The sequence below is a fragment of the Cereibacter sphaeroides 2.4.1 genome (assembly GCF_000012905.2).
Lineage (GTDB): Bacteria > Pseudomonadota > Alphaproteobacteria > Rhodobacterales > Rhodobacteraceae > Cereibacter_A > Cereibacter_A sphaeroides.
Window position 1 is genome coordinate 339113 of sequence record NC_007493.2, and the last position, 23345, is coordinate 362457.

Consider the following 23345-nt stretch of genomic DNA (forward strand, 5'->3'; position numbering starts at 1 on the left):
TATGAGCGTGAACAGTCCCGTCCGCCCGGTCATGGCGGCCGACATCCTGGCGCGGAAGGGGGGCGAGCCCATCGTCTGCCTGACCGCCTACACCACGCCCATGGCGCGGCTGGTGGATGCGCACTGCGACCTCACGCTGGTGGGCGACAGCCTCGGCATGGTGGTTCACGGCCTGCCCACCACGCTCGGCGTGACCATGGAGATGATGATCCTGCACGGGCAGGCGGTGGCGCGCGGCACCTCGCGCTCGATGCTGGTGGTCGACATGCCCTTCGGCAGCTACGAGGAGAGCCCCGCGCAGGCCTTCGCCAATGCGCGCCGCCTGATGGCCGAGACGGGCTGCGCCGCGGTGAAGCTCGAGGGCGGCCAGCACATGGCCGAAACGATCCGCTTCCTCGTCGCGCGCGGCGTGCCGGTCATGGCCCATATCGGGCTCACGCCGCAGGCGGTGAATGCGCTCGGCGGCTACAAGGTGCAGGGCCGCGGCGCCGATGCCGAGCGGGTGATGGAGGATGCCATCGCCGTGGCCGAGGCCGGGGCCTTCTCGGTCGTGCTCGAGAAGGTGCCGGACGGACTGTCGCAGCGCATCACCCAGCGCATCGCGATCCCCACCATCGGCATCGGGGCCTCGGCCCACTGCGATGGGCAGGTGCTGGTGCTCGACGACATGCTGGGGCTCTTCGCCGACTTCCGGCCGAAGTTCGTCAAGCGGTACGGCGAGCTCGGCGCCTCCGCCGACGAGGCCATCGCCACTTATGCGGCCGAGGTCCGGGCCCGGCGCTTCCCCGCACCCGAACATGTCTTCGCCGACGAGCTGAAGGGAAAGGCGCAGTGATGCCTCCGGTCCTTCGGACGGTGGCCGAGCTGCGCGCCCGGGTCTCGGACTGGAAGGCCGCGGGCGAGACGGTGGGGGTCGTTCCCACCATGGGCGCGCTGCACGAGGGGCATTTGAGCCTCGCCCGCCGCGCCCGGGCCGCCTGCGACCGCGTGATCGTCACGATCTTCGTGAACCCCAGGCAATTCAACAATCCCGCGGATCTTGAGAAATATCCCCGGACAGAGGCGCAGGACGCGGCGCTTCTGGCCTCCGTGGGGGTCGATGCGGTCTTCGCGCCCGGACCGGAGGAGGTCTATCCGCGGGGCTTCGCCACCAATGTCTCGGTCTCGGGCGTGAGCGAGCCGCTCGAAGGCGCGCACCGGCCGGGTCATTTCGACGGGGTGGCGACGGTGGTCGCGAAGCTCTTCGGCATGACGCGGGCGGATCGCGCCTTCTTCGGCGAGAAGGACTGGCAGCAGCTGATGGTCGTGCAGCGGCTGGTGGCGGATCTGAACATTCCCGTCACGATCGAGGGCTGCGCCACCGTGCGCGAGGCCGACGGGCTGGCGCTCTCGTCCCGCAACCGGCGCCTGTCGGTCGAGGGGCGGGCCCGGGCACCGGCGCTGGTGCGTGCGATGCAGGCTGCCGCCGAAGCGATGCGCGGGGGCCGGGCCATCCCCGAGGCGCTTGCCGAGGCCCGCGCGGCGGTGCTGGCCGCGGGCTTCGAGACGGTGGATTATCTCGAGCTGCGCACGGCCGACCTTCTCCTGCCGATGGAGCGGCTTCAGGGCGAGGGCCGGCTCCTCGCTGCGGCGACCCTCGATGGCGTGCGGCTGATCGACAATATTCCCGTCTGAGACCCTGTCGGGCGGCCGACGCATCTAGGGATCTCGCCCCCGGCAGCCGCTTCCAACGCGCTTTCTCTGGCCGCCGGGCTCATTGCCGCCCCCGCCCGTCACTCGGGGGCGAGCAGATCCGCCAGCACCAGCGCCATGACCTTCGCGCTGTCGACCATGTCCGCGATGCCCACCCATTCGTCCGGCTGGTGCGCCAGATGCAGCAGCCCCGGCCCATAGGCGATGCAGTTCTTCAGCTTGCCGATCCGGTCGATGTGCTTCTGATCGTAGGTGCCGGGCGAGACCACATATTCCGCCTGCCGCGCCAGAACGCGCTCGATGGCGGCGGCGGTCGAGCGCACCACCGGCGCGTCGCGGTCGGTGAGGGTGGGGCGCACCTCGAACAGGTCGCGGATCTCGAAGGCGAAGCCCGGCCGCGCCTCGGCCAGCCGCTCGGCCAGGGCGCGCAGCTCGGCCTTCACCTCGTCCAGATCCTCCTCGATCAGGAAGCGGCGGTCGATCACGATGCGGCAGCGGTCGGCCACGCAGGGCGCGGGCAGGCCGGTGTAGCCCGGCTCGGGCTCGGGCTCGCCGCCGTGGATCGAATTGATGTTGAGCGTGGATTGCCGCGCCCCCTCGGGCGTCACCGGCATGGCGGTGGTGCGAGTGGCCAAAAGCGGATAGAGCCGCTCCTCGATCTCGGCCAGAAGCGCGCCCATGTGCCGGATCGCGCTGTCGCCGAGGAAGGGCATCGAGCCATGGGCGATGCGCCCCTGCGTCTCGACCTCGGCCCACCAGACGCCGCGATGGCCGAGGCAGATCCGGTCCTTGTGCAAGGGTTCGGGGATCAGCACATGCTGGACATGGGCGAAACGGCCCTGCCGGGCCAGATAGGCCACGCCGCCGAAGCCGCCCGACTCCTCGTCGGCGGTGGCCGAGATCTCGATGCTGCCGGCGAAATCCGGGCAGACGGCAAGGAAGGCCTCGGCCGCGATCACCGAGGCCGCGAGACCGCCCTTCATGTCGCAGGCGCCGCGTCCGTAGAGCCGGTCGCCCTCGACCTCGGCCCCGAACGGGTCGCGCGTCCAGCCGTGGCCCACCTCGACCACGTCGTGATGCGAGTTGAAATGCACGCAGTCGCCGTCCCGCGCGCCCTGCCGCCGGGCGATCAGGTTCCAGCGCGGATAGGTCTCGGAATCGCCGGGCGCGCCGTGGGCCCGCACCAGCTCGACCTCGAACTGCGGCGCGAGACGGGCCGCCAGCATGTCGCAGAGCGCGCGGTAGTTCCGCCCCGGCGGGTTCAGTGTGGGAATGCGCACGAGATCCTGCGTCAGCGCCACCAGATCGGCGCGGCGGGCCTCGACTTCGGCGATGAGGCGGCGGTCATCCATCCCGCCAGACTGCCCCGACCGGCCCCCCGAGGGCAACAGCGCGGCCATGTGCCCGATACCGCGACTTTGCGTCCTGCGCTACAACGGCGCAACGGTCCGCCGGGGCCGCCAACGGAAGGGAGACGGCAAGAATGATCCTCGGATTTCTGAAACTTGCGCTGGTGGGCTTCGTACTGCTCACGATCCTCTATGTGCTCATCCGGATCTACGCCCGGTCCCTCCGCCGCGAGGCGCTGGAGAACGAATATGACGAGGGCCATGGCGACGGCCCGCGCGAAGCCTATATCGAAGCTGGCATGAGGGACTACGAGCACAGCCTGCGCAAGAAGCTGATCCTGCTCGTCTACATCGTGCCGGCCATCATCTTTGCGGCCGTGTTCTGGACCTTGAATAACCCGTGAGGTAGTTATGCGTTATCTGAAGTGGACGGTTCCAGCGGTTGCGGCGCTTCTGGTGATTTCCTTCCTGCACTACACCCTGCCCCGTCATGACGTGGTGCGGATCGTGGGCACCAACACGCAGCGGATGGATCTGGGCGAGAACGCCTTCTTCTTCGCGTCGCCCGATGCGGGGACCAACACCGCCACGGCGGGCAACCGCGATATCAAGTTCATCAACGCCGTGCGTCCGAACGGCAAGACAATCGTCTATCGCAACGAGGATACCGGCTGGGGCTGGCCGCCTTACTTCAAGGTGAACAGCTTCGACATTCAGGCGAAGGCGACCGACCTCACCTCGACCGAGGCCGAGCCGAAATGGGTGGTGGTCACGCGCTACGGCTGGCGCAACCAGCTTTTCACCACTTTCCCGAACGCGGTGAAGCTGCGCGAGGTCGCAAGCCCCGAGGTCACCGTGATCCCGTGGTTCAACATCTTCTTCTTCGTGGCGCTGGGCGGGCTTGCCATCCTTGCCCGCGGCATGTGGATGCAGTTCCGCGAGCGCACTATCGACCCGGCGCTCGAGGACATGGGCGATGCCTGGGACCGCGAGTCGGGCCTGGCCCGCAAGCGCACCCGCACCAATGTGGGCCGCTTCAAGGCCTGGATGCGCTCGCTGCGGAGCTGAGAGCGGCAGCAGCACGGTCTCCTCGCCCCGGTTGTTCCCGCCGGGCGGACCCGAAAGGAAAGGCGCCGGAGTCCCCGCGGACTCCGGCGCCTTCGTCTGCGGAGGGGGCTTCAGCCGCGGAGTGTGGCTCCGGTCGCCTTCGCCACCTTCTCGACGATCTTCGCCGAGACGGCCTCGATGTCCTTGTCGGTCAGCGTCCTGTCGGTCGGCTGCAGCCGCACCGTCAGCGCGAGCGACTTCTTGCCCGCCCCCATCTGCGCCTCGGCCTTGTCGCCCGAGAACTGGTCGAAGACCCGCACGCTCTCGATCAGCGCCTTGTCCGCGCCCTGAGCTGCATTCACCAGCGTCAGCGCCTCGACCGAGGCATCCACCACGAAGGCGAAGTCGCGCTCGACCGCCTGCAGATCCGACAGTTTCAGCGCGGGCCGGGTGGGCGTCTTGACCTTCGGCAGCGGCACATTGGCCACGAGGATCGTGAAGGCCACCGCAGGCCCCTTCACATCCATCTCGCGCAGGATCTTCGGATGAACCTCGCCGAAGGTCGCGAGCAGGTTCGGCCCGAGGCCCACGGCGCCCGAGCGGCCGGGATGCCACCAGCCCGGCACCTTGCGGCTGATCTGCATCTTCGCCGGAGCGCCGACGGCCGCCAGCACCGCCTCGGCATCGGCCTTGGCGTCATAGACATCGACCGGGCGGCGCGAGCCGAACGGGTCCCGCGGCGCCGACGCGCCGACGAGAAGGCCCGTCGCCTGCAGCTGCTGCTCGCCCGGTTCGCCGCCCGCGAAGACCGGCCCGATCTCGCAGAGCGCCATGTCGGCGAAGCCGCGCGCCTGATTGCGGGCCGCCGCGCGCAGCAGGCCCGGCAGCAGGTCGGGGCGCAGGTGGGTCATCTCGGAGGAGATCGGGTTCTCGACCCGCACCGCCTCGGAGCCGCCGCCGAAGAGCTTCGCCGCCGCTTCGTCGATGAAGCTGTAGGTCACGCATTCATTGTAGCCGAGCGCCGCCAGCGTCCGCCGCGCCGCCTGCTCGCGCACCTGCAGGGGCGTCAGGATCGGCTTCGGCACGCCCGCCTGCGCGCGGGGCAGGGGCTTGCCCTGAAGCTTCGTCAGCGAGGCGACCCGGGCGATCTCTTCCACCAGATCCGCTTCGCCCTGCACGTCCGGCCGCCAGGAGGGCGGCGCGGCCAGCTCGCCCTCGAGCGTGAAGCCGAGCGCCTCGAGCGTGGTGCGCTGTTCGGCCTCGGGGATCTCCATGCCGACGAGGCTCACCACGCGCTTCGGATCGAAGCGGTAGGCGCGGGACGTGTCCGGCACCGCGCCGTCCATCACCACCTCCGAGGCTTCGCCGCCGCAGAGATCGAGGATCATCCGGGTGGCCAGCTCCAGCCCCGGCAGGGTGAAGGCCGGATCCACGCCGCGCTCGAAACGGTAACGCGCGTCCGAGACGATCTTCAGTGCGCGCCCCGTGGCGGCAATGGTGATCGGATCCCAGTAGGCGCTCTCGAGGAAGACGTCGGTCGTCTCCTCGGTGCAGCCCGAGAGTTCACCACCCATGATGCCCGCGAGCGACTCCGGCTGGGCATCGTCCGAGATCAGCATCTGGCCCGGCCGCAGCTTGTAGGTCTTGCCGTCGAGGGCCAGCAGCTCCTCGCCGCCCTCTGCGGCATGGATGCGCAGGCCGCCCGTGATCTTGGCCACATCGAAGACATGGAGCGGCCGGTTCAGCCCGATGGTGAAATAGTTGGTGATATCCACCAGCGCCGAGATCGGCCGCAGCCCCACGCTGCGCAGGCGCGCCTGCAGCCAGTCGGGCGAGGGGCCGTTCTTCACGCCGCGGATGGTGCGACCGGCGAAGAGCGGGCAGCCCTTCTCCTTCAGCGCCGCCTCGATCGTCACCGAGACCGGCGAGGGGAAGAGGCCCGGCACCGGCTCGACGGGCAGGGGTTTCAGCCGGCCGAGGCCGCGGGCGGCCAGATCGCGCGCAAGGCCGCGCACGCCCAGACCGTCGGGGCGGTTCGGGGTGATCTTCACTTCGATCGTGGGGTCGTTCACGCCCTTGTAGTCGATGAAGCGCATCCCCATCGGCGCATCCTCGGGCAGGTCGATGATCCCGTCGTGATCGTCCGACAGCATCAGCTCGCGCTCCGAGCAGAGCATCCCGTTCGATTCGACGCCGCGGATCACGCCGGGCTTGAGGTCGACGCCGGTGCCGGGGACATGGGTGCCCACCGGGGCGAAGACCCCCACGAGGCCGGTGCGGGCGTTGGGCGCGCCGCAGACCACCTGCACCTCCTCGGAGGGCGCGTCGGGGCCGTTGGGCCAGGTCGCCACGCGGCAGAGCCGCAGCCGGTCCGCATTCGGATGCGGCTGGGCCTCGATCACGCGGCAGATGCGGAAGGCGCCCAGCACCTTGACCGGATCCTCCACCCCCTCGACCTCATGGCCGAGGTCGGTCAGCGCGGTCACGATCTCGTCGAGCGGGGCCTCGGTCTCGAGGTGATCCTTCAGCCAGGACAGGGTGAATTTCATCGGGCGCCCCTCGGAATTGTTGCGGTTCGGGCCTTAGCGCAAACGGGCGGGAAGGGAAAGGCCGCGGCGCCTGCGCGGGCCGCGGCCGTCAACCCTTTCTCCAGCTTTTCGGGCGAGGCTGAGGCATGGACCTCGATCTCATCCCCCGCACGGGCCGCCGTCTCTTCCTGCTTCTGCGGCTCTGCCTTCTCGCGGCCCTCATTGCGCCGCTCGGACTGACCCTCGCCGCCTCGGGCGAAGCCGTCCAGATCACGCCGCCTCCGCCTCCGGCGGGTGCGGCTACCCCTCGTCCGGTGCGGCCGCGGCCCTGTCCCTGGCGGACGGGGCCCGCGCCCGCGGCGCCCTGAGGCAGGGGTGGTGCTCCGGGCGCGGACGCCCGGAGCCGCGGCTCAGAAGCCGAACTTCGGCAGCGACAGGGCGGGCAGGCTCAGCTCGGGCAGCGAGAGGCGCGGCAGCGTCAGCTCCGGCAGCTGCGCGCGCACCGCGGCCCAGTCGATGTAGGTGGACAGATAGCCCACCGTCAGCATGGCGAGCACCAGCAGCATCATGCGGAAGCCCTGCGCCGAGAAGCGGAAGGCCAGCTCCTTGCGGTAGAGATCCTCGATCAGCTGGTCCTGCAACCGCCGTGCGGCGGTGGCATCGTCGGTGGCGTTCGTCAGCACGCGATGCGCCGCGATCTGATCCACCTGCGACAGGCCGAAGCCCAGCCGCAGCACGAAGGGCAGGCAGCAGACGGCGAGCCCGATCAGCAGCAGCCGCCCCGGTTGCCAGGTGGGGATCGAAAAGGCGAGCATGAGGTCCGCCCCGAGCAGCACGGCCCAGAGGGCCACCAGCGTCGCGCTGCGCACCTCGACCTTGCGGAGGAAGGACTGCAGCACCTCCTGTGCTTCCGGGCTGCGCTCGGTGACATTGCCGGCCGCATTGGCCTGAAGCTGGCCGTAGAGCTGGAACCGCTTCCGCCACATCGGATAGAGCCTTGCGGCCGGATATTCGGGATAGCGGAACTGACGGCGCAGCTCGAGATAATAGACCGCGGCGAAATACCAGACGACGAGGGTCGCCGCGATGACGTTCTGGATGGTGACGATGTTGTGCACGCTAACCATGACCGGACCCTTTACCAAGATCCGGTCAAGGTATCAGCGCGAGAGGCCCCCGGCCAGATCGGGCATGTCCAGAGCGGCAAAGCCATAGTGACGCAGCCAGCGCAGGTCGCTTTCGAAGAAGGCGCGCAGGTCCGGGATGCCGTATTTCAGCATGGCGATCCGGTCGATCCCCATGCCGAAGGCGAAGCCCTGCCACTCGTCGGGGTTCACACCGGCCGCGGCCAGCACCTTCGGATGCACCATGCCCGAGCCGAGAATCTCGAGCCAGCCGTCGCCCTCGCCGATCCTGAGCTGGCCGCCCTCCCACGAGCAGCGGATATCGACCTCGGCCGAGGGCTCGGTGAAGGGGAAGTGCGAGGCGCGGAAGCGCAGCTCGACCGAAGGCACCTCGAAGAAGGCGCGGCAGAATTCCTCGAGCACCCATTTGAGATTGGCCATCGAGATATCGCGGTCGATGGCGAGGCCTTCGACCTGATGGAACATCGGCGTGTGGGTCTGGTCCATGTCCATGCGATAGACGCGGCCGGGCGCGATCACCCGGATCGGCGCGCCCTGCGCCTGCATGGCCCGGATCTGCACCGGCGACGTATGGGTGCGCAGGACGTGCGGCGGGCGGTCGTCGCCCTCGGCGCGCGCCATGAAGAAGGTGTCGTGCTCCTGCCGGGCCGGGTGCTCGGGCGGGATGTTCAGGGCATCGAAGTTGAACCAGTCGCTCTCGACCTGCGGGCCTTCCGCCACGGCGAAGCCCATGTCGGCGAAGATCGCGGTCAGTTCGGCCATGACCTGGCTCACCGGATGGATGGTGCCCGCCCGCCGCGGCCGGCCGGGCAGGGTCACGTCGAGCCATTCGGTCTTCAGCCGCGCATCGAGCGCCGCATCGGCCAGCCCCTGCTTGCGGGCGCGCAGGCTCGCGTCGATCTCGTCGCGCAGCCGGTTCAGCGCGGCGCCGGTGGTCTGGCGCTCCTCGGGCGACATCTGGCCCAGTTCGCGCATCTTCAGGCTGATCTCGCCCTTCTTGCCCAGGGCTGCCAGCCGGACTTCCTCGAGCGCGGCCTCGTCGGCGGCGCTGGAGATGGCCTCGATATATTTGCCTCTGAGCGTGTCGAGCGCGGTCATGTCAGCCTCCGATGCAGGTGAGCGGGTGCTACCGGCAGAGGGCCGCTTTGTCCAGAGCGCCGCCGCCCGGCGGCCGGCCCGGCAGAGGCTGCCCGAGGCAGATGCGTGGTGACCTCGGCCTGGACGGCCGGGACAGGGCCCCGGACATGAGAAGGCCCCGCCACCCGGACGGGTGCGGGGCCTGCCCTGAAGCGGTCGGAGGCCTCAGGCCAGCGCGGCCTTGGCCTGCGCGGCGATCGCGTTGAACGCTTCCGGCTCGTGCACGGCGAGATCGGCCAGCACCTTGCGGTCCACCTCGATGCCGGCTTTCGACAGGCCGTTGATGAAGCGCGAGTAGGTCATCTCGATGTCGAACAGCCGGACGGCCGCGTTGATCCGCTGGATCCAGAGCGCGCGGAAGTTGCGCTTGCGGGCCTTGCGGTCGCGGGTTGCATACTGGTTGGCCTTGTCGACGGCCTGGGTCGCGGTGCGGAAGTTCGTGGAGCGGGCGGCGTAGTAGCCCTTCGCCTGCTTGATGACCTTGCGGTGGCGGGCGTGCGTGACCTTGCCGGACTTGACGCGGGACATGTGAAGCTCTCCTTACCGGTCGTAGGGCATGTATTTCTTGACGATCTTCGCGTCCGCGTCGGACAGGATCATGGTCCCGGTCACGTCGCGGATGAACTTCGTCGAGCGTTTGATCATGCCGTGGCGCTTGCCGGCGGGGCCGGCCTTCACCTTGCCGGTGGCGGTGAAGCTGAAGCGCTTCTTCGCCGCGGACTTGGTCTTCATCTTGGGCATTTCCATCTCCTCTTTCGAGTGGGTCAAGCACGACTCGGCATGCCTCTCCGGCCGGCCGTGCGGGTTTGAAGGCCGCTCCCATAACGGGGAGCGGCCCCGGGTGCAAGCGGAAAGCCTATTCCGGATCGCCGCTGTAGATCAGCCGCTCGTCGCAGGGGGCGACGCGCAGGATGTTCGTGGTGCCGCGCACGTTGAAGGGCACGCCCGCGACCACGGCGATCTGCTCGTGCTCCTGCGCGAACCCGTCGGACAGTGCCGCCCGCGCGGCGCAGATGACTGCGCCCTTGAACCGCTCCTGCGGCGCGGTGACGACGCAGTGCGTCCCCCAGGTGAGCGACAGACGCCGCGCGGTCTCGACCAGCGGTGTCAGCGCGAGGATCGGCACGCGCGGCCGCTCGCGCGCCACCAGCGACACGGTCTTGCCGGTCTGGGTGAAGCAGCAGATGGCCTTGATCGGCGTCGTCTCGGCGATCTCGCGCGCGGCCGCCACGATGGCATCGGCGACCGAGGCGCGCTTGGCTGCGCGCGAGGCCTCGATGATGTCGCGGTAGACGGGATCGCTCTCGACCGAGATGGCCGTGTTGTTCATCGTCATCACGGCTTCGATCGGGTAGGAGCCCGCGGCAGATTCGGCCGAGAGCATGACCGCGTCGGCGCCCTCGTAGATGGCGGTCGCCACGTCCGAGACCTCGGCGCGGGTGGGCATGGGCGAGTCGATCATCGACTCGAGCATCTGGGTGGCCACGATCACGGGCTTCGCCGCCGCACGGGCGCCGCGCACGAGGCGCTTCTGGATCGGCGGCACCGCCTGAACGGGCAGTTCGACCCCGAGGTCGCCGCGCGCCACCATGATCCCGTCGGAGACGGCGAGGATCGCGTCATAGGCCTTCACGGCCGCGGGCTTCTCGATCTTCGACAGGATCGCCGCCCGGCCGCGGGCGAGGCTGCGCGCCTCTTCCACATCCTCGGGGCGCTGCACGAAGGAGAGGGCGAGCCAGTCCACGCCGAGTTCGCAGACGAATTCGAGGTCGCGGCGGTCCTTCTCGGAGAGGGCGGCGAGGGGCAGAACCACGTCGGGCACGTTCACGCCCTTGCGGTTCGAGATCGTGCCGCCCACCGTCACGATGCAGTCGGCGAAGTCCGGGCCGCAGTCGGCCACCTCGAGGCGGATCTTGCCGTCGTTGACGAGGAGCGACGATCCCGGCTCGAGCGCCGCGAAGATCTCGGGGTGGGGCAGGTTCACGCGCTCGGCGGTGCCCGGCGCGGGGTCGAGGTCGAGCCGGAAGCGGCCGCGCTCGACCAGCTCTTCGGAGCCGTTGGCGAAGGTGCCGACGCGGAGCTTCGGCCCCTGCAGGTCGGCGAGGATGCAGACCGGAGTCCCGGTGTCGGCCTCGATCTGGCGCAGCATCTGGTGGCGCGCCCGGATGTCGTCATGCGATCCGTGGCTCATGTTGAGCCGGAACACGTCCGCACCCGCTTCGAACAGCGCGCGGATGGTGGCATAGTCGTTGGAGGCCGGCCCCAGGGTGGCCACGATCTTTACATTGCGAAGGCGTCTCATCCTGCCTCGTTTCCTTGTCGTTCCATCGATGTCGTGGTGGGCCGGTCCCTCTATGGCCCAAAGCCCGCGGCACGGCAACTGGCGCTTTTCTACGATGCGTCCTAAACCGGACCCCTGACAGGGATGTGACGGAGACCCGGATGACCGCCTTCGAGATCGTGGGAGCGGACCGCCCCTCGCGCTGGCTCGTGACCTGCGACCATGCCTCCAACAGGGTGCCGCCCGAGGTGGCGGGCGGCGATCTGGGCCTGCCTGCGGCCGAGATGGGCCGCCACATCGCCTATGACGTGGGGGCTGCGGGGCTGGCGCGGGCGCTGGCGGATCGGCTCGACGGACCCTGCGTGCTCTCGACCTTCTCGCGGCTGGTGATCGATCCGAACCGGGGCGAGAAGGACCCCACGCTGGTGATGCGGCTCTATGACGGGACGATCATTCCCGCGAACCGGCATGTCGATGCGGCCGAGGTTGAGCGGCGGCTCGAGACGCTCCACCGACCCTATCATGCGGCGCTGGCGCGGCTGGCGGCGCGGCGGGCGGATACGGTGATCGTGGCGATCCACTCCTTCACCCCGCAGCTGCTGGGGCGCCCGCCGCGGCCCTGGCATGTGGGCATCCTCCATTCGCCGCTGAACGACCGCTTCAGCCGCGCGCTGATCGAGAGGCTTCAGGGAGAGCCCGATCTCTGCGTGGGCGACAACCAGCCCTACCTCGGTCATCTGCCGGGGGATTCCATCGACCGGCACGCGCTGCAACGCGACCGGCTGAACACGCTGATCGAGCTGCGCCACGACCTGATCCGCGAGGAGGGGCAGCAGACGGCCTGGGCCGAGCGTCTTGCGCCGATCCTCGAGGAAGTGCTGGCGGCGCTGCCGGACTGAGAACCGGCCGCGGCCTGTCGGGGGCGCCGCACCTATTGCGGTGCACGGCTCGTCCTGCCTCGGCGGCTTCGGCCTGTGCACGACGAACTCCGGCAATCGTGGACGGCACCGTCTCGAGATACCCCGGCTCCTGTGCCGCCCGGTCCGGGTCCAGAACCTGAGGGTGCTTCCGTGATCGCCGGGACTGCCGACGGCCAAAGCGGAACAGGCGGCCCGTCGGCCGCCCGTTTCCATCCGGAAAGGCCTGAGGGTCTTTCCTGCCCACGGTGGCCCCTGCTGGCCGGGGACGCAAAGCAGAACGGGCGGCCGAGGGGCCGCCCGTTTGCATCGGGGAAGGGATGTCTCAGACGGCGGCCTTGAGGCTCTCGTCGAGGTAGATCTCGCGCAGGCGGGCGGCGACGGGGCCGGGGGTGCCGGTGCCCACCGCCTTGCCGTCGATCTCGACCACCGGCATCACGAAGGCCGAGGCCGAGGTGAAGAAGGCCTCGTCGGCGCCCTGCGCTTCCTCGATGGTGAAGGGGCGCTCCTCGACCTCCATCTGCGCTTCGCGGGCGAAGCGGACGACGGCCGCGCGGGTGATGCCGTGCAGAATGTCGTTGGAGAGGTTGCGGGTGATGATCTTGCCGCCCTTCACGATATAGGCGTTGTTCGAGGTGCCCTCGGTCACGAGCCCGTCCTCGACGAACCAGGCATCGTCCACATGCGCCTTCTTGGCCGCCATCTTGGCCATGGACGGATAGAGGAGCTGCACCGTCTTGATGTCGCGCCGGCCCCAGCGGATGTCCGGGATCGAGATGACCTTGATGCCGACCTTGGCCGTGGGATTGGCGGCAAGGCCCGGCTTGGCCTGCGTGAAGAGGACGACCGTGGGTTTCGTATCCGCGGGCGGGAAGGCGAAGTCGCGGTCGCCCGGGTTGCCGCGGGTGATCTGGAGATAGATCAGCCCCTCATCGATCCCGTTCCGCCGGACCAGTTCGCGGTGCACCTCGAGCAGGTCCTCGGCATTCATCGGCGCGGTCATCTCGAGTTCGGTCAGCGACCGGTCGAGCCGCGCCGCATGGCCCGGAAAGTCGATCAGCTTGCCGCCGAGGACGGATGTCACCTCATAGACCCCGTCGGCCATGAGAAAGCCCCGGTCGAAGATCGAGACGGTGGCTTCTTCCTCGGGGAGATATTCCCCGTTCACATAGACGGTGCGGCTCATGTTCAACCCCAGAGTTCGGCGGATGGAGGATGGATGCCGGCCTCGTCGAAGACGAGCGGCTGCTCGCGGTCTTCGGCCAGAAGCAGGGGTCCGTCAAGGTCGACATAAGCCGCACCCTGCGCGACGAGCGTGGCGGGCGCCATGGCGAGCGAGCTGCCCACCATGCAGCCCACCATCAAGCCGTAGCCCTCCGCCAGCGCGGCCTCGCGCAGCGCCAGCGCCTCGGTCAGCCCGCCGGTCTTGTCGAGCTTGATGTTGACCACGTCATATTTGCCCTTCAGCGCGGGCAGCGAGTGCCGGTCGTGGCAGGCCTCGTCGGCGCAGACCGGCAGCGGGCGGGCGATCTCGGCCAGAAGCTCGTCCTGCCCCGCGGGCAGCGGCTGCTCGACCAGCGCCACGCCGAGACGCAGCAGATGCGGGGCCAGTTCGGTGTAGATGTCGGCCGTCCAGCCCTCGTTCGCATCGACGATGATGCGCGTGGCGGGCGCGCCTGCGCGGACGGCCTCGAGCCGGGCCATGTCGTCGGGCGTGCCGAGCTTGATCTTCAGCAGCGGCCGGTGCGCGTTTCGGGCCGCGGCCGCGCGCATCTTCTCGGGCGCGTCGAGAGAGAGGGTGAAGGCCGTGACCTGCGGCTGCGGCGCGGGCAGGCCCAGAAGCTGCCAGACGCGCTTGCCGCTGTCCTTGGCCTCGAGATCCCAGAGCGCGCAATCGACCGCGTTCCGCGCGGCCCCTGCCGGCAGCAGGGTCTGGAGATCGGCGCGGGTCAGGTTCTCGGGCAGGGTGGCGATCTGGTCGGCCACGCTCTCCAGCGTCTCGCCGTAGCGCGCATAGGGGACGCATTCGCCCCGCCCGCTGAGGCCCTCGCGCGTCACCGTCACGGTGAGCACCCGCGATTCGGTGCGCGAGCCGCGCGAGATGGTGAAGACTTCGGCGAGCCGGAAGCTCTCGGGGGTGACGGTGATCATGGCGGCTCCTCCGGCCTTGGGTGTCGGGGCTGCGGGCGCGCCCGCAGGAGGGGGGCGCTGCAACCGGTCCGGGCGGGCCCGGCCGGGTCGCAGCGCCTGAAGGGCGGAGGTTACACGGCCATCAGCGCATCGACCAGACGGCCGGCGCCATGGCGGAAGGGATCGACCGTCGGCAGGCCGGTGCGGGCCTCGATCTCGGCGCAATAGGCCAGCGCCTCCTCGTCCGAGAGCGCCTGGGTGTTGATCGAGCAGCCCACGGCCACGCAGGCGGGATTGGCCACCCGCGCCATGGCCAGCGCCGCATCGCGCACCTGCTCGATGGACGGCAGCTTGTAGTCGGGCAGGCCGCGCATGTGGCTGCGGGTGGGCTCGTGACAGATCACCAGCGCATCGGGCTGCCCGCCATGGATCAGCGCGAGCGTGACGCCCGAATAGCTGACATGGAACAGCGAGCCCTGACCCTCGATCAGGTCCCAGTGGTCGGCCTCGTTGTCGGGCGTGAGATATTCGATCGAGCCCGCCATGAAGTCCGCGATCACCGCATCGAGCGGCACGCCGTCGCCGGTGATGAGGATGCCGGTCTGGCCCGTGGCGCGGAAGCTGCTCTTCAGCCCGCGCTCCCGCATCTCGCGGTCGACGCAGAGCGCGGTATACATCTTGCCGATGGAGCAGTCGGTGCCCACGGCCAGCATCCGCTTGCCGGTCCGCTTGCGGCCGTTGGCGATGGGATAGTCGACCGTCGGCACCCGCACGTCATGCAGCGTCCGACCGGTGGCGCGAGCGACGGCGGCGAGGTCTTCCTCGTCACGCAGAAGGTTGTGCAGGCCCGAGGCGAGATCGAACCCTTCCTCGAGCGCCGAGATCAGCACCTTCTTCCAGGCCTGCGAGATCACGCCGCCGCGGTTGGCCACGCCGATCACCAGCGTCTTGCAGCCCGCGGCCTTCGCTTCGGCCAGCGTCATGTCGGGCAGGCCCATGTCGGCCTTGCACCCCTCCATCCGGAACTGGCCCACCGCAAATTCGGGGCGCCAGTCCTTGATGCCCTGCGCCACCTTGGCAGCCAGAGCGTCCGGCGCATCGCCGAGGAAGAGCAGGTAGGGAGTCTCGATCATGGGGAAGTTCCTTGCATTGACCGACGGATCATGCGCGGCAATCTACGGGATTGCATCGCAATCCCTGCGCGCTGCCGGGCGGCTTCCGCAATTATCTTCGCAGTCTTCGCCCCAGCGCCGAAGAATTTGTCGCGTCGCTCCCCTCTTGCGCAACCTATGACAAGCCGCGCGAGGCCATTCTGCGGCAGCGAAAGGCGCTTGCGCTTCGGTTCGCAATATTATACCGAATTCGGCCATAGAGATGAAACATCCTTGCCGAGAGACCGCATGAGCTTCCGCCTTCAGCCCGCGCCGCCTGCCCGTCCGAACCGCTGCCAGCTGTTCGGCCCCGGCTCCCGGCCCGCGCTGTTCGAGAAGATGGCGGCCTCCGCAGCAGACGTGATCAACCTCGACCTCGAGGATTCGGTGGCGCCCGACGACAAGGCGCAGGCCCGCGCGAACATCATCGAGGCGATCAACGGGCTCGACTGGGGCCGCAAGTATCTCTCGGTCCGCATCAACGGTCTGGACACGCCCTTCTGGTATCGCGACGTCGTGGACCTGCTCGAACAGGCCGGCGACCGGCTCGACCAGATCATGATCCCGAAGGTCGGCTGCGCGGCGGATGTCTATGCGGTCGATGCTCTGGTCACGGCCATCGAGCGCGCCAAGGGCCGCACCAAGCCCCTGAGCTTCGAGGTCATCATCGAATCGGCCGCGGGCATCGCCCATGTCGAGGAAATCGCGGCCTCCTCGCCGCGCCTGCAGGCCATGAGCCTCGGCGCCGCCGATTTCGCAGCCTCGATGGGGATGCAGACGACAGGTATCGGTGGCACGCAGGAAAACTACTACATGTTGCATGACGGGCAGAAGCACTGGTCGGACCCGTGGCACTGGGCGCAGGCGGCCATCGTGGCGGCCTGCCGGACCCACGGGATCCTGCCCGTGGACGGCCCGTTCGGCGATTTTTCCGACGATGAGGGCTTCCGCGCGCAGGCCCGCCGCTCGGCCACTCTGGGCATGGTGGGCAAATGGGCCATACATCCCAAACAGGTGGCCCTTGCGAACGAAGTTTTCACCCCTTCCGAGACGGCCGTGACCGAAGCGCGCGAGATCCTCGCGGCGATGGATGCGGCCAAGGCGAGGGGCGAGGGCGCCACGGTCTACAAGGGAAGACTTGTTGACATCGCGTCCATCAAACAGGCAGAAGTGATCGTAAGGCAGGCAGAAATGATCTCGGCCTGAGTCATACCGGAGCTGCGGTAAGTTGGGAGGCAAGCCGCAGCAAATCGGGAGGACGCGCGCCCCGGACCCAGGTCCGGGGCGTTGCTGTGTTCAGAGCAGCGGCACGCAGATTTCTGTCACGAGCTGGTCGGACGGCGTCTCCATCGCCGCATTGCGGTAGATCTCGATCAGCGGACCTTCGGCCTGGATCTCGCGCGCCTCGGGCAGCCACTGGGAAAAGAAGTAGCGGTAGGCGCGGGCCAGCCCGCTGTAGGGGCCGGTGTACTGCAGGACGGCGTGCCGGCCGCCGCTCAGTCGCAGCTCCTCGAGGGGGGGCGCGATCTCCATCGCCTCCGGCAGGTCGATGCCCGCATGGCTGTGCAGCGCGCCCGGAGGCGCGAGCAGGGGGTTGTCCCAATAGACGCCGATCATGCAGCCCGCCTGCGACAGCAGGCTGCGCTCCTCGAGGATCTGGCAGATCTGGCCGAAGGTGGCGCCGATCTCCTCGAAGGAGCCCGTATGGCGAAGGGCAGCAAGGCGGCGTGGGGATGTTTCGCGAATATGCACGGGGAACATGGCCATGGCTCCTCAACTCATCGGACAATGACCCGATAGTGCGCCATTCTTCCTCCGGCGCTCGTGTGGCATCTTGACCGGACCCGCCCGCCGCGCCGGACGCTGCGGCACTCTTCCACGGGGCGCTGGCCCTCCGGTGCGACGGCGCGACCCGGTCGTCATGTTGCATTTGCGCGCGCCCGGTTGCATATACCGGGCCGGTCCGCACGGAGTGTCCGCGATGAACTATCTCGAATTCGAAAAGCCGCTGTCCGAGATCGAGGGCAAGGCCGAGGAGTTGCGCGCGCTCGCGCGGGGCAACAGGGAGATGGACGTCGAGAAGGAAGCGTCGGCGCTCGACAAGAAGGCCGAGACGCTGCTGAAGGATCTCTACAAGGACCTGACCCCCTGGCGGAAGTGCCAGGTGGCGCGCCATCCCGACCGCCCGCACTGCAAGGACTATATCGAGGGCCTCTTCACCGAATATACGCCGCTCGCGGGCGACCGGAACTTCGCCGACGACCATGCGATCATGGGCGGGCTCGCGCGGTTCAACGACAATCCGGTGGTGGTGATCGGTCAGGAGAAGGGCCACGACACCAAGACCCGGATCGAGCGCAACTTCGGCATGGCCCGCCCCGAGGGCTATCGCAAAGCCATCCGGCTGATGGAGATGGCGCACCGCTTCCGGCTGCCGGTCATCACGCTCGTGGATACGCCCGGCGCCTATCCCGGCAAGGGTGCGGAAGAGCGCGGCCAGGCCGAGGCCATTGCGCGGGCCACGCAGAAATGCCTCGAGATCGGCGTGCCGCTGGTGGCGGTGGTGATCGGCGAGGGCGGCTCGGGCGGGGCGGTGGCGCTGGCCACGGCGAACCGGATCGCCATGCTCGAACATTCGGTCTATTCGGTGATCTCGCCCGAGGGCTGCGCCTCGATCCTGTGGAAGGATGCCGAGAAGATGCGCGAAGCCGCCGAAGCCCTGCGGCTGACCGCGCAGGATCTCCACAAGCTCGGCGTGATCGACCGGATCATCAAGGAGCCGCTCGGCGGGGCGCAGCGCGGACGCCGCGAGACGGTCGACGCCGTGGGCAAGGCCATCGAGATGATGCTGAAGGAGCTGGTGGGCCGCAAGCCCGAGTGGCTCGTGAAGGATCGGCGCAACAAGTTCCTCGACATGGGGTCGAAGGGCCTCGCGGCGTGACGCCCTGGCTCCTCGTGCTGGTGGCCGGTCTCATGGAGACCGGCTGGGCACTGGGCCTCAAATATTCCGATGGATTCACCCGCCCCGTGCCGAGCGTTCTCACGCTCGTCGGCGCGGTGGCGAGCTTCTGGCTGCTGAGCCTCGCCATGAAGAGCCTGCCCGTCGGCACCGCCTATGCGGTGTGGGTCGGCATCGGCGCGGTGGGGACGGCGCTCCTCGCCATGGCGCTTTTCGGCGAGCCTGCCTCTCCCCTGCGGATCGCGGGCATCGGCCTGATCCTCGCCGGCATCATCGCGCTGAAGCTCGCCTGAGGGCCGCTCCCGGGGCGGGACGCGCGCCCGCGGCGCAGTTCCTCCCGCTGAACGCTCACGCCCCCGTCACGAGGGGGTGAGGCCGAGGAACGGCTCCGGCCTCCTCCCGTTGGCGCGGCACAGTCAAGGGAGATACAGATGATCCGCCGCAGCCCGCTCGTCCTTCTGCTTCTGCCCGCCGGCGCCTTCGCCCAGCCCGTCGAGCAGGGTCCCGCCGCAACCGATTTCGAACCGGCCTTCGAGACCCAAACCCGCGCGCCGGCGCTGGAAGCAACCGGGGCCACGGCGGAGCCCTTCGTGGAGGGGCTCGAGCATCCCTGGGGCATCGCGGCCCTGCCGGAGGGCGGATGGCTCGTGACCGAGCGGCCCGGCCGTCTGCGGATGGTCTCCGAGGACGGAACGCTGTCCGACCCGATCAAGGGTCTGCCCGGGGTGGATGCCCGCAAGCAAGGCGGTCTCCTGGACGTGGCCACGGGCCCGACCTTCGCCGAAGACCGGATGATCTACTGGACCTATGCCAAGGCGGTCGAGGGCGGCACCATCACCGCCGCGGCGCGAGGCGTGCTGTCGGAGGACGGGGCGGAGGTGAGCGCGGTCGAGGACATCTTCCGGCAGGAGCCGCCCTCACAGGCGCCGATGCACTACGGCTCGCGCATCCTGTTCGACGGCGAGGGCCATGCGATCATCACCACCGGCGAACATTCGATCGAGGCCGAGCGCGACCGGGCGCAGGATCTCGGCACCAGCTACGGCAAGGTGATCCGGGTGGCGCTGGATGGCGGGACGCCCGAGGACAATCCCTTCGCCGAGAGCGAGGGCCTCGGCACCATCTGGAGCTACGGCCACCGCAACATCCAGAGCGCGGCCTTCGACGCGGAGGGCCAGCTCTGGATCGTCGAGCACGGGCCCAAGGGCGGAGACGAGCTGAACCTGATCCAGCCGGGCGCGAACTACGGCTGGCCCGAGGTGAGCTACGGGGTGAATTACGACGGCTCGCCCGTGGGCACCGGAGAGCCGCGCGGCGAGGGCTTCACCGAGCCCACCTATTACTGGGATCCGGTCATCGCACCGGGCGACATGACCTTCTATCGGGGCACCGCGTTCGAGAGCTGGCAGGGCGACCTGCTCGTGGGCTCGATGAAGCCCGGCGGTCTTGTCCGGCTGACGCTCGAGGAGGGCCGCGTCGCCGGCGAGGAGCGCCTGCTGGGCGACGTGGGCCGGGTCCGCGATGTCGAGGAGACGGGGGAGGGTCACATTCTCCTGCTGATCGACGCGCCGGATGGCGGCATCCTGCGGGTGACGCCCGAGGCCGGCTGACGCTCCGGCCGGGAGTCTCGGGCCTCAGTCGAAGGTGCCCGAGGCCCGGCCGATCAGCATGAAGGCTCGTGCGGTGCGGGTCTCCGACATATCGACGATCTCGGCGTCGCTCGCCTGTCCGGCGAAGTGCGAGACCGTCCGGTCGAAGGCCCGCAGGAAATGGTGCGAGGCATCGCGGAAGACCGCGTCCTCGCGCATCTTGACCGCGACCGAGGCGAGCGCCTCCTTGTCATGGATGCCGCCCAGATCCGAGATCGGCCGCCCGCGCTCGCCCTCGGCGAAGCGGCGCCAGATATCGGGGCGCGCGCGGTCTGGCGGAAAGTCCTCCATGAAGAGGCCGAGCTGGCTCAGGAGCGTCAGCACATCCTGCGCGGCCCGGATCAGCTTGGCCGAGGACGGATCCTCGAGCGCCCGGCGCAGCGCGCGAAAGCCCGCGCGATCCTCGGCGCTTTCGGGGAAGTTCATCGCCCGGACCAGATCGCCCACCGTCAGCGGCGCGCGCTGGCGCGGCCCGCCGAGCGCGAGCGCCGGCTGATCCTCGGGGGCGCGACCGGCAGGGGCGGGCTCGGCGGGCACCGCGAAGAGCTCGGCCAGCCGGGTCTCCGTCTGGTGCTGGGCCGCGGCCAGTTCCTCCACCCGCTTTTCCAGCGCCACACGCGCGGCGCCGCCCTGCTGGCTCACGAGATGGGCCTTGCGCATCGCATCGACGGCCGAAGCCATGCGCTCGTTCTCGGCCTTCAGATGCCGGATGGTGCGCAGGAAGAGCACCATCGAGACCGTCAGCGTCAGCGGCAGCACCACGGCGAGGATCGCCATGACATGCGCGAAGATCCCGCCGTCGCCGCGGAAGATCAGATGGAGCGCGACCGAAAGCGTCCAGAGGAGGCCGGCCCCGGCCACCCCGGCTTCGAGCGGAGACAGCGCGGCCAGACGCTCGCGGGCGTAGAAGCCCAGATCGACGGACTTGTCCTGCGGCTCGGTCATGGCGTCCCCGTCAGACGAACCGGACCGAGACCACCTCGTATCCGCGCTCGCCGCCCGGCGTCTTGACCTCGATCGAGTCGCCCTCATCCTTGCCGATCAGCGCGCGCGCCAGCGGCGACTTGATGTTCAGAAGCCCCGCCTCGATGTCGGCCTCGGCCTCGCCCACGATCTGATAGGTGCGCTCTTCCTCGGTCTCCTCGTCGAGGATCGTGACCGTGGCGCCGAACTTGATCGAGCCCGAGAGCTTCGCCGGGTCGATCACCTCGGCCAGCGACAGGATCGCCTCGAGCTCCTTGATGCGGCCCTCGATGAAGCTCTGCTTCTCGCGCGCGGCGTGATATTCGGCATTCTCCGACAGGTCGCCATGCTCGCGCGCCTCGGCGATGGAGCGGATGACGGCCGGACGCTCCACGGTCTTCAGCGTCTTGAGTTCGTCGTCGAGCGCGGTGAAGCCCGCGCGGGTCATCGGAATCTTGTCCATCTGCCTTCACCCAAAAAACAGAAAGCCACGGCCCGGGCAGGGCCATGACCTTGAGCTTGCGTTCCCCTCACCTGATCCGATGGGACCGACGAATGCAAGGGGGTCCGTGCCCCGCCGCCTGAGGGCCGCAGGGGCGCAGCATTTGTCGCGGCACGCGGGCGCGCGGAGCGCCGCGTCACGATTGACCTTGCGCCATGCATGTTGCAGGAACGACGAGATGTCTTAACAGCCCTTTCCAGCCGGGCCGACCGGGCCCGCCAGAGGACCGCCTGATGACCGAGCAGACTCCCCGCGAGCAGATGGAATATGATGTCGTCATCGTGGGGGCGGGGCCGTCGGGCCTGTCGGCGGCTATCCGGTTGAAACAGCTCGACCCGGATCTGTCGGTCGTCCTGCTCGAGAAGGGCTCGGAGGTGGGCGCGCATATCCTGTCGGGTGCGGTGCTCGATCCGGCGGGTCTGAACGCGCTGATCCCCGACTGGAAGGAGAAGGGCGCGCCGCTCAACACGCCGGTGACCGAGGATCATTTCTTCGTCCTCACCCCCGCCGGCCAGACCATGCTGCCCTCGTGGCCGGTGCCGAAGCTCATGGACAACCACGGCAACTATGTCGTGTCGATGGGCAATGTCTGCCGCTGGCTCGCCACGCAGGCCGAGGAGCTGGGCGTCGAGATCTTCCCGGGCATGTCCTGTTCCGAGCTCGTCTATGGCGAGAACGGCGAGGTGCGCGGCGTGGTGGCGGGCGAGTTCGGCAAGAATGCCGACGGCACGCCCGGCCCGAGCTACGAGCCCGGGATGGAGCTTCTGGGCAAGTATGTGATGCTGGCCGAAGGCGTGCGCGGCTCGCTCTCCAAGCAGGTGATGGAGAAGTTCGATCTCCGCAAGGGCTACGGGCCGCAGAAATACGGCCTCGGCATGAAGGAGATCTGGGAGATCGACCCGGCCAAGCACAAGCCGGGCCGGATCTGGCACACGATGGGCTGGCCTCTGGGCAAGAATGCGGGCGGCGGATCGTTCATCTATCATGCCGAGAACAATCAGGTCTTCATCGGCCTCGTCGTCCACCTGAACTACGAGAACCCGCATCTCTATCCCTATCAGGAGTTCCAGCGCTTCAAGCATCACCCGATGGTGGCCGAGCTGCTGAAGGGCGGCAAGCGCGTGGCCTATGGCGCGCGGGCGATCTCGGAAGGGGGCTACCAGTCGCTGCCGAAGATGGTCTTCCCGGGCGGCGCGCTCCTTGGCTGCTCGGCCGGCATGGTCAACGTGCCGCGCATCAAGGGCAACCACAATGCCATGCTCTCGGGCAAGGCCGCGGCCGAGGCCGCCCATGCCGCGATCAAGGCCGGCCGGCAGTCGGACGAGCTGTCCGACTACGAGCAGTCGGTCCGCAAGGGGCCCATCGGGCAGGACCTCTGGAAGGTCCGCAACGTCAAGCCGATCTGGTCGCATCTCGGGCTCTATGCCTCGATGGCGCTGGGCGGGCTCGACATGTGGACGAACAGCCTGTTCAACTTCTCGTTCTTCGGCACGATGAAGCACCATCAGACCGACGCGGCCGACACCAAGCCCGCCCGGGATTTCGCGCCCATCGACTATCCCAAGCCCGACGGCGTCCTGTCCTTCGACCGGCTGACGAACGTGGCCTTCTCCTTCACGAACCACGAGGAGAGCCAGCCCGCGCATCTCAAGCTCAAGGATCCCGCGATCCCGATCGCGGTGAACCTGCCGAAATATGCCGAGCCTGCGCAGCGCTACTGCCCGGCCGGCGTCTATGAGGTGGTGAGCGAGGCGGGCCGCGATCCGCGCTTCGTCATCAACTTCCAGAACTGCGTCCACTGCAAGACCTGCGACATCAAGGATCCGAGCCAGAACATCGACTGGACCACGCCGCAGGGCGGGGACGGGCCGAACTATCCCAACATGTGAGCCTCT

Annotated in this window: 24 protein-coding genes; 11 read left to right on the forward strand and 13 right to left on the reverse strand. The window is 68.7% G+C overall.

What is annotated here, in order from left to right; translation table 11 throughout:
* The first annotated feature begins 1 nt into the window (after position 1).
* Together panB and panC are read left to right on the forward strand one after the other, a co-directional pair.
* Complete coding sequence (gene panB / locus RSP_RS01725) at positions 2-835, forward strand: 3-methyl-2-oxobutanoate hydroxymethyltransferase (RefSeq protein ID WP_009563678.1); 834 nt, start codon at positions 2-4, stop codon at positions 833-835.
* Positions 835-1674 (forward strand): pantoate--beta-alanine ligase, encoded by an 840-nt coding sequence (panC, locus tag RSP_RS01730; RefSeq protein ID WP_011336964.1) that lies wholly within the window; start codon positions 835-837, stop codon positions 1672-1674. The genes panB and panC overlap by 1 nt, the downstream gene beginning before the upstream one ends.
* A 98-nt stretch (positions 1675-1772) precedes the next feature.
* Here panC and RSP_RS01735 read toward each other — a convergent pair whose 3' ends face one another.
* Positions 1773-3044, reverse strand: a complete 1272-nt coding sequence (locus RSP_RS01735) for an acetylornithine deacetylase/succinyl-diaminopimelate desuccinylase family protein (RefSeq protein ID WP_029534495.1) — start codon at positions 3042-3044, stop codon at positions 1773-1775.
* A gap of 131 nt (positions 3045-3175) precedes the next feature.
* Here RSP_RS01735 and RSP_RS01740 point away from each other — a divergent pair, with 131 nt between their 5' ends.
* Entirely contained in the window at positions 3176-3445 is a 270-nt protein-coding gene (locus RSP_RS01740; RefSeq protein ID WP_002722578.1) for a hypothetical protein, read from the forward strand.
* Between the two features lie 7 nt (positions 3446-3452).
* Positions 3453-4109: a DUF1523 family protein gene (locus RSP_RS01745; RefSeq protein ID WP_009563682.1), complete on the forward strand. Its 657-nt coding sequence runs from the start codon at positions 3453-3455 to the stop codon at positions 4107-4109.
* A gap of 110 nt (positions 4110-4219) precedes the next feature.
* On the opposite strand, the gene pheT is transcribed toward RSP_RS01745, so the two are convergent.
* Positions 4220-6637, reverse strand: a complete 2418-nt coding sequence (gene pheT / locus RSP_RS01750) for a phenylalanine--tRNA ligase subunit beta (RefSeq protein WP_011336966.1) — start codon at positions 6635-6637, stop codon at positions 4220-4222.
* 125 nt (positions 6638-6762) lie between these two features.
* Between pheT and RSP_RS01755 the strand changes: the two genes are divergently transcribed.
* Entirely contained in the window at positions 6763-6984 is a 222-nt protein-coding gene (locus RSP_RS01755) for a hypothetical protein (RefSeq protein ID WP_017140057.1), read from the forward strand.
* A 42-nt stretch (positions 6985-7026) separates the two neighbouring features.
* Here the strand turns inward: RSP_RS01755 and RSP_RS01760 are convergent, their stop codons facing one another.
* The 5 genes from RSP_RS01760 to pyk form a co-directional block, all read right to left on the reverse strand.
* Entirely contained in the window at positions 7027-7743 is a 717-nt protein-coding gene (locus RSP_RS01760) for a hypothetical protein (protein WP_011336967.1), read from the reverse strand.
* Positions 7744-7776: 33 nt separating this feature from the next.
* Complete coding sequence (gene pheS, locus RSP_RS01765; RefSeq protein ID WP_002722590.1) at positions 7777-8859, reverse strand: phenylalanine--tRNA ligase subunit alpha; 1083 nt, start codon at positions 8857-8859, stop codon at positions 7777-7779.
* A 204-nt stretch (positions 8860-9063) separates the two neighbouring features.
* On the reverse strand, positions 9064-9426 hold the full coding sequence (gene rplT, locus RSP_RS01770; protein WP_002722591.1) for a 50S ribosomal protein L20: 363 nt from the start codon (positions 9424-9426) through the stop codon (positions 9064-9066).
* A 12-nt stretch (positions 9427-9438) separates the two neighbouring features.
* The gene (gene rpmI, locus RSP_RS01775; protein WP_002722593.1) at positions 9439-9639 is read right to left on the reverse strand and encodes a 50S ribosomal protein L35; all 201 of its coding nucleotides are present in this window, start codon (positions 9637-9639) and stop codon (positions 9439-9441) included.
* A 115-nt stretch (positions 9640-9754) separates the two neighbouring features.
* Positions 9755-11200 (reverse strand): pyruvate kinase, encoded by a 1446-nt coding sequence (gene pyk / locus RSP_RS01780; protein WP_002722594.1) that lies wholly within the window; start codon positions 11198-11200, stop codon positions 9755-9757.
* A 140-nt stretch (positions 11201-11340) separates the two neighbouring features.
* On the opposite strand from pyk, the gene RSP_RS01785 reads away from it, so the two are divergent.
* Positions 11341-12078: an N-formylglutamate amidohydrolase gene (locus RSP_RS01785; RefSeq protein ID WP_011336968.1), complete on the forward strand. Its 738-nt coding sequence runs from the start codon at positions 11341-11343 to the stop codon at positions 12076-12078.
* A 343-nt stretch (positions 12079-12421) separates the two neighbouring features.
* On the opposite strand, the gene RSP_RS01790 is transcribed toward RSP_RS01785, so the two are convergent.
* The 3 genes from RSP_RS01790 to dgcN form a co-directional block, all read right to left on the reverse strand.
* Entirely contained in the window at positions 12422-13282 is an 861-nt protein-coding gene (locus tag RSP_RS01790) for a D-amino-acid transaminase (protein ID WP_011336969.1), read from the reverse strand.
* A gap of 2 nt (positions 13283-13284) precedes the next feature.
* Complete coding sequence (gene dgcA / locus RSP_RS01795; protein WP_002722599.1) at positions 13285-14247, reverse strand: N-acetyl-D-Glu racemase DgcA; 963 nt, start codon at positions 14245-14247, stop codon at positions 13285-13287.
* A 110-nt stretch (positions 14248-14357) separates the two neighbouring features.
* Positions 14358-15359, reverse strand: coding sequence for an N-acetyltransferase DgcN (dgcN, locus tag RSP_RS01800; protein WP_011336970.1), 1002 nt, complete (start codon positions 15357-15359; stop codon positions 14358-14360).
* A 267-nt stretch (positions 15360-15626) separates the two neighbouring features.
* Here dgcN and RSP_RS01805 point away from each other — a divergent pair, with 267 nt between their 5' ends.
* Positions 15627-16583: an L-malyl-CoA/beta-methylmalyl-CoA lyase gene (locus RSP_RS01805; protein ID WP_011336971.1), complete on the forward strand. Its 957-nt coding sequence runs from the start codon at positions 15627-15629 to the stop codon at positions 16581-16583.
* Positions 16584-16673: 90 nt separating this feature from the next.
* Here the strand turns inward: RSP_RS01805 and RSP_RS01810 are convergent, their stop codons facing one another.
* Complete coding sequence (locus RSP_RS01810) at positions 16674-17138, reverse strand: AraC family transcriptional regulator (RefSeq protein WP_017208399.1); 465 nt, start codon at positions 17136-17138, stop codon at positions 16674-16676.
* Between the two features lie 220 nt (positions 17139-17358).
* Here RSP_RS01810 and RSP_RS01815 point away from each other — a divergent pair, with 220 nt between their 5' ends.
* The 3 genes from RSP_RS01815 to RSP_RS01825 all read left to right on the forward strand — a co-directional run bounded on the left by RSP_RS01815 (position 17359) and on the right by RSP_RS01825 (position 19946).
* Positions 17359-18318 (forward strand): acetyl-CoA carboxylase carboxyltransferase subunit alpha, encoded by a 960-nt coding sequence (locus RSP_RS01815; protein ID WP_002722606.1) that lies wholly within the window; start codon positions 17359-17361, stop codon positions 18316-18318.
* Positions 18315-18629 carry a quaternary ammonium compound efflux SMR transporter SugE gene (sugE, locus tag RSP_RS01820; RefSeq protein WP_002722607.1) on the forward strand — a complete coding sequence of 105 codons (315 nt, stop codon included), beginning with the start codon at positions 18315-18317 and terminating at the stop codon, positions 18627-18629. The genes RSP_RS01815 and sugE overlap by 4 nt, the downstream gene beginning before the upstream one ends.
* Before the next feature lie 138 nt (positions 18630-18767).
* Positions 18768-19946 carry a PQQ-dependent sugar dehydrogenase gene (locus RSP_RS01825; protein ID WP_011336973.1) on the forward strand — a complete coding sequence of 393 codons (1179 nt, stop codon included), beginning with the start codon at positions 18768-18770 and terminating at the stop codon, positions 19944-19946.
* A gap of 24 nt (positions 19947-19970) precedes the next feature.
* On the opposite strand, the gene RSP_RS01830 is transcribed toward RSP_RS01825, so the two are convergent.
* Both RSP_RS01830 and greA read right to left on the reverse strand, forming a co-directional pair.
* Positions 19971-20930 carry a hypothetical protein gene (locus RSP_RS01830; RefSeq protein WP_011336974.1) on the reverse strand — a complete coding sequence of 320 codons (960 nt, stop codon included), beginning with the start codon at positions 20928-20930 and terminating at the stop codon, positions 19971-19973.
* Positions 20931-20940: 10 nt separating this feature from the next.
* Positions 20941-21411, reverse strand: a complete 471-nt coding sequence (gene greA / locus RSP_RS01835) for a transcription elongation factor GreA (protein ID WP_002722610.1) — start codon at positions 21409-21411, stop codon at positions 20941-20943.
* A 272-nt stretch (positions 21412-21683) separates the two neighbouring features.
* Between greA and RSP_RS01840 the strand changes: the two genes are divergently transcribed.
* The gene (locus RSP_RS01840; RefSeq protein ID WP_011336975.1) at positions 21684-23339 is read left to right on the forward strand and encodes an electron transfer flavoprotein-ubiquinone oxidoreductase; all 1656 of its coding nucleotides are present in this window, start codon (positions 21684-21686) and stop codon (positions 23337-23339) included.
* Positions 23340-23345: the final 6 nt, after the last annotated feature.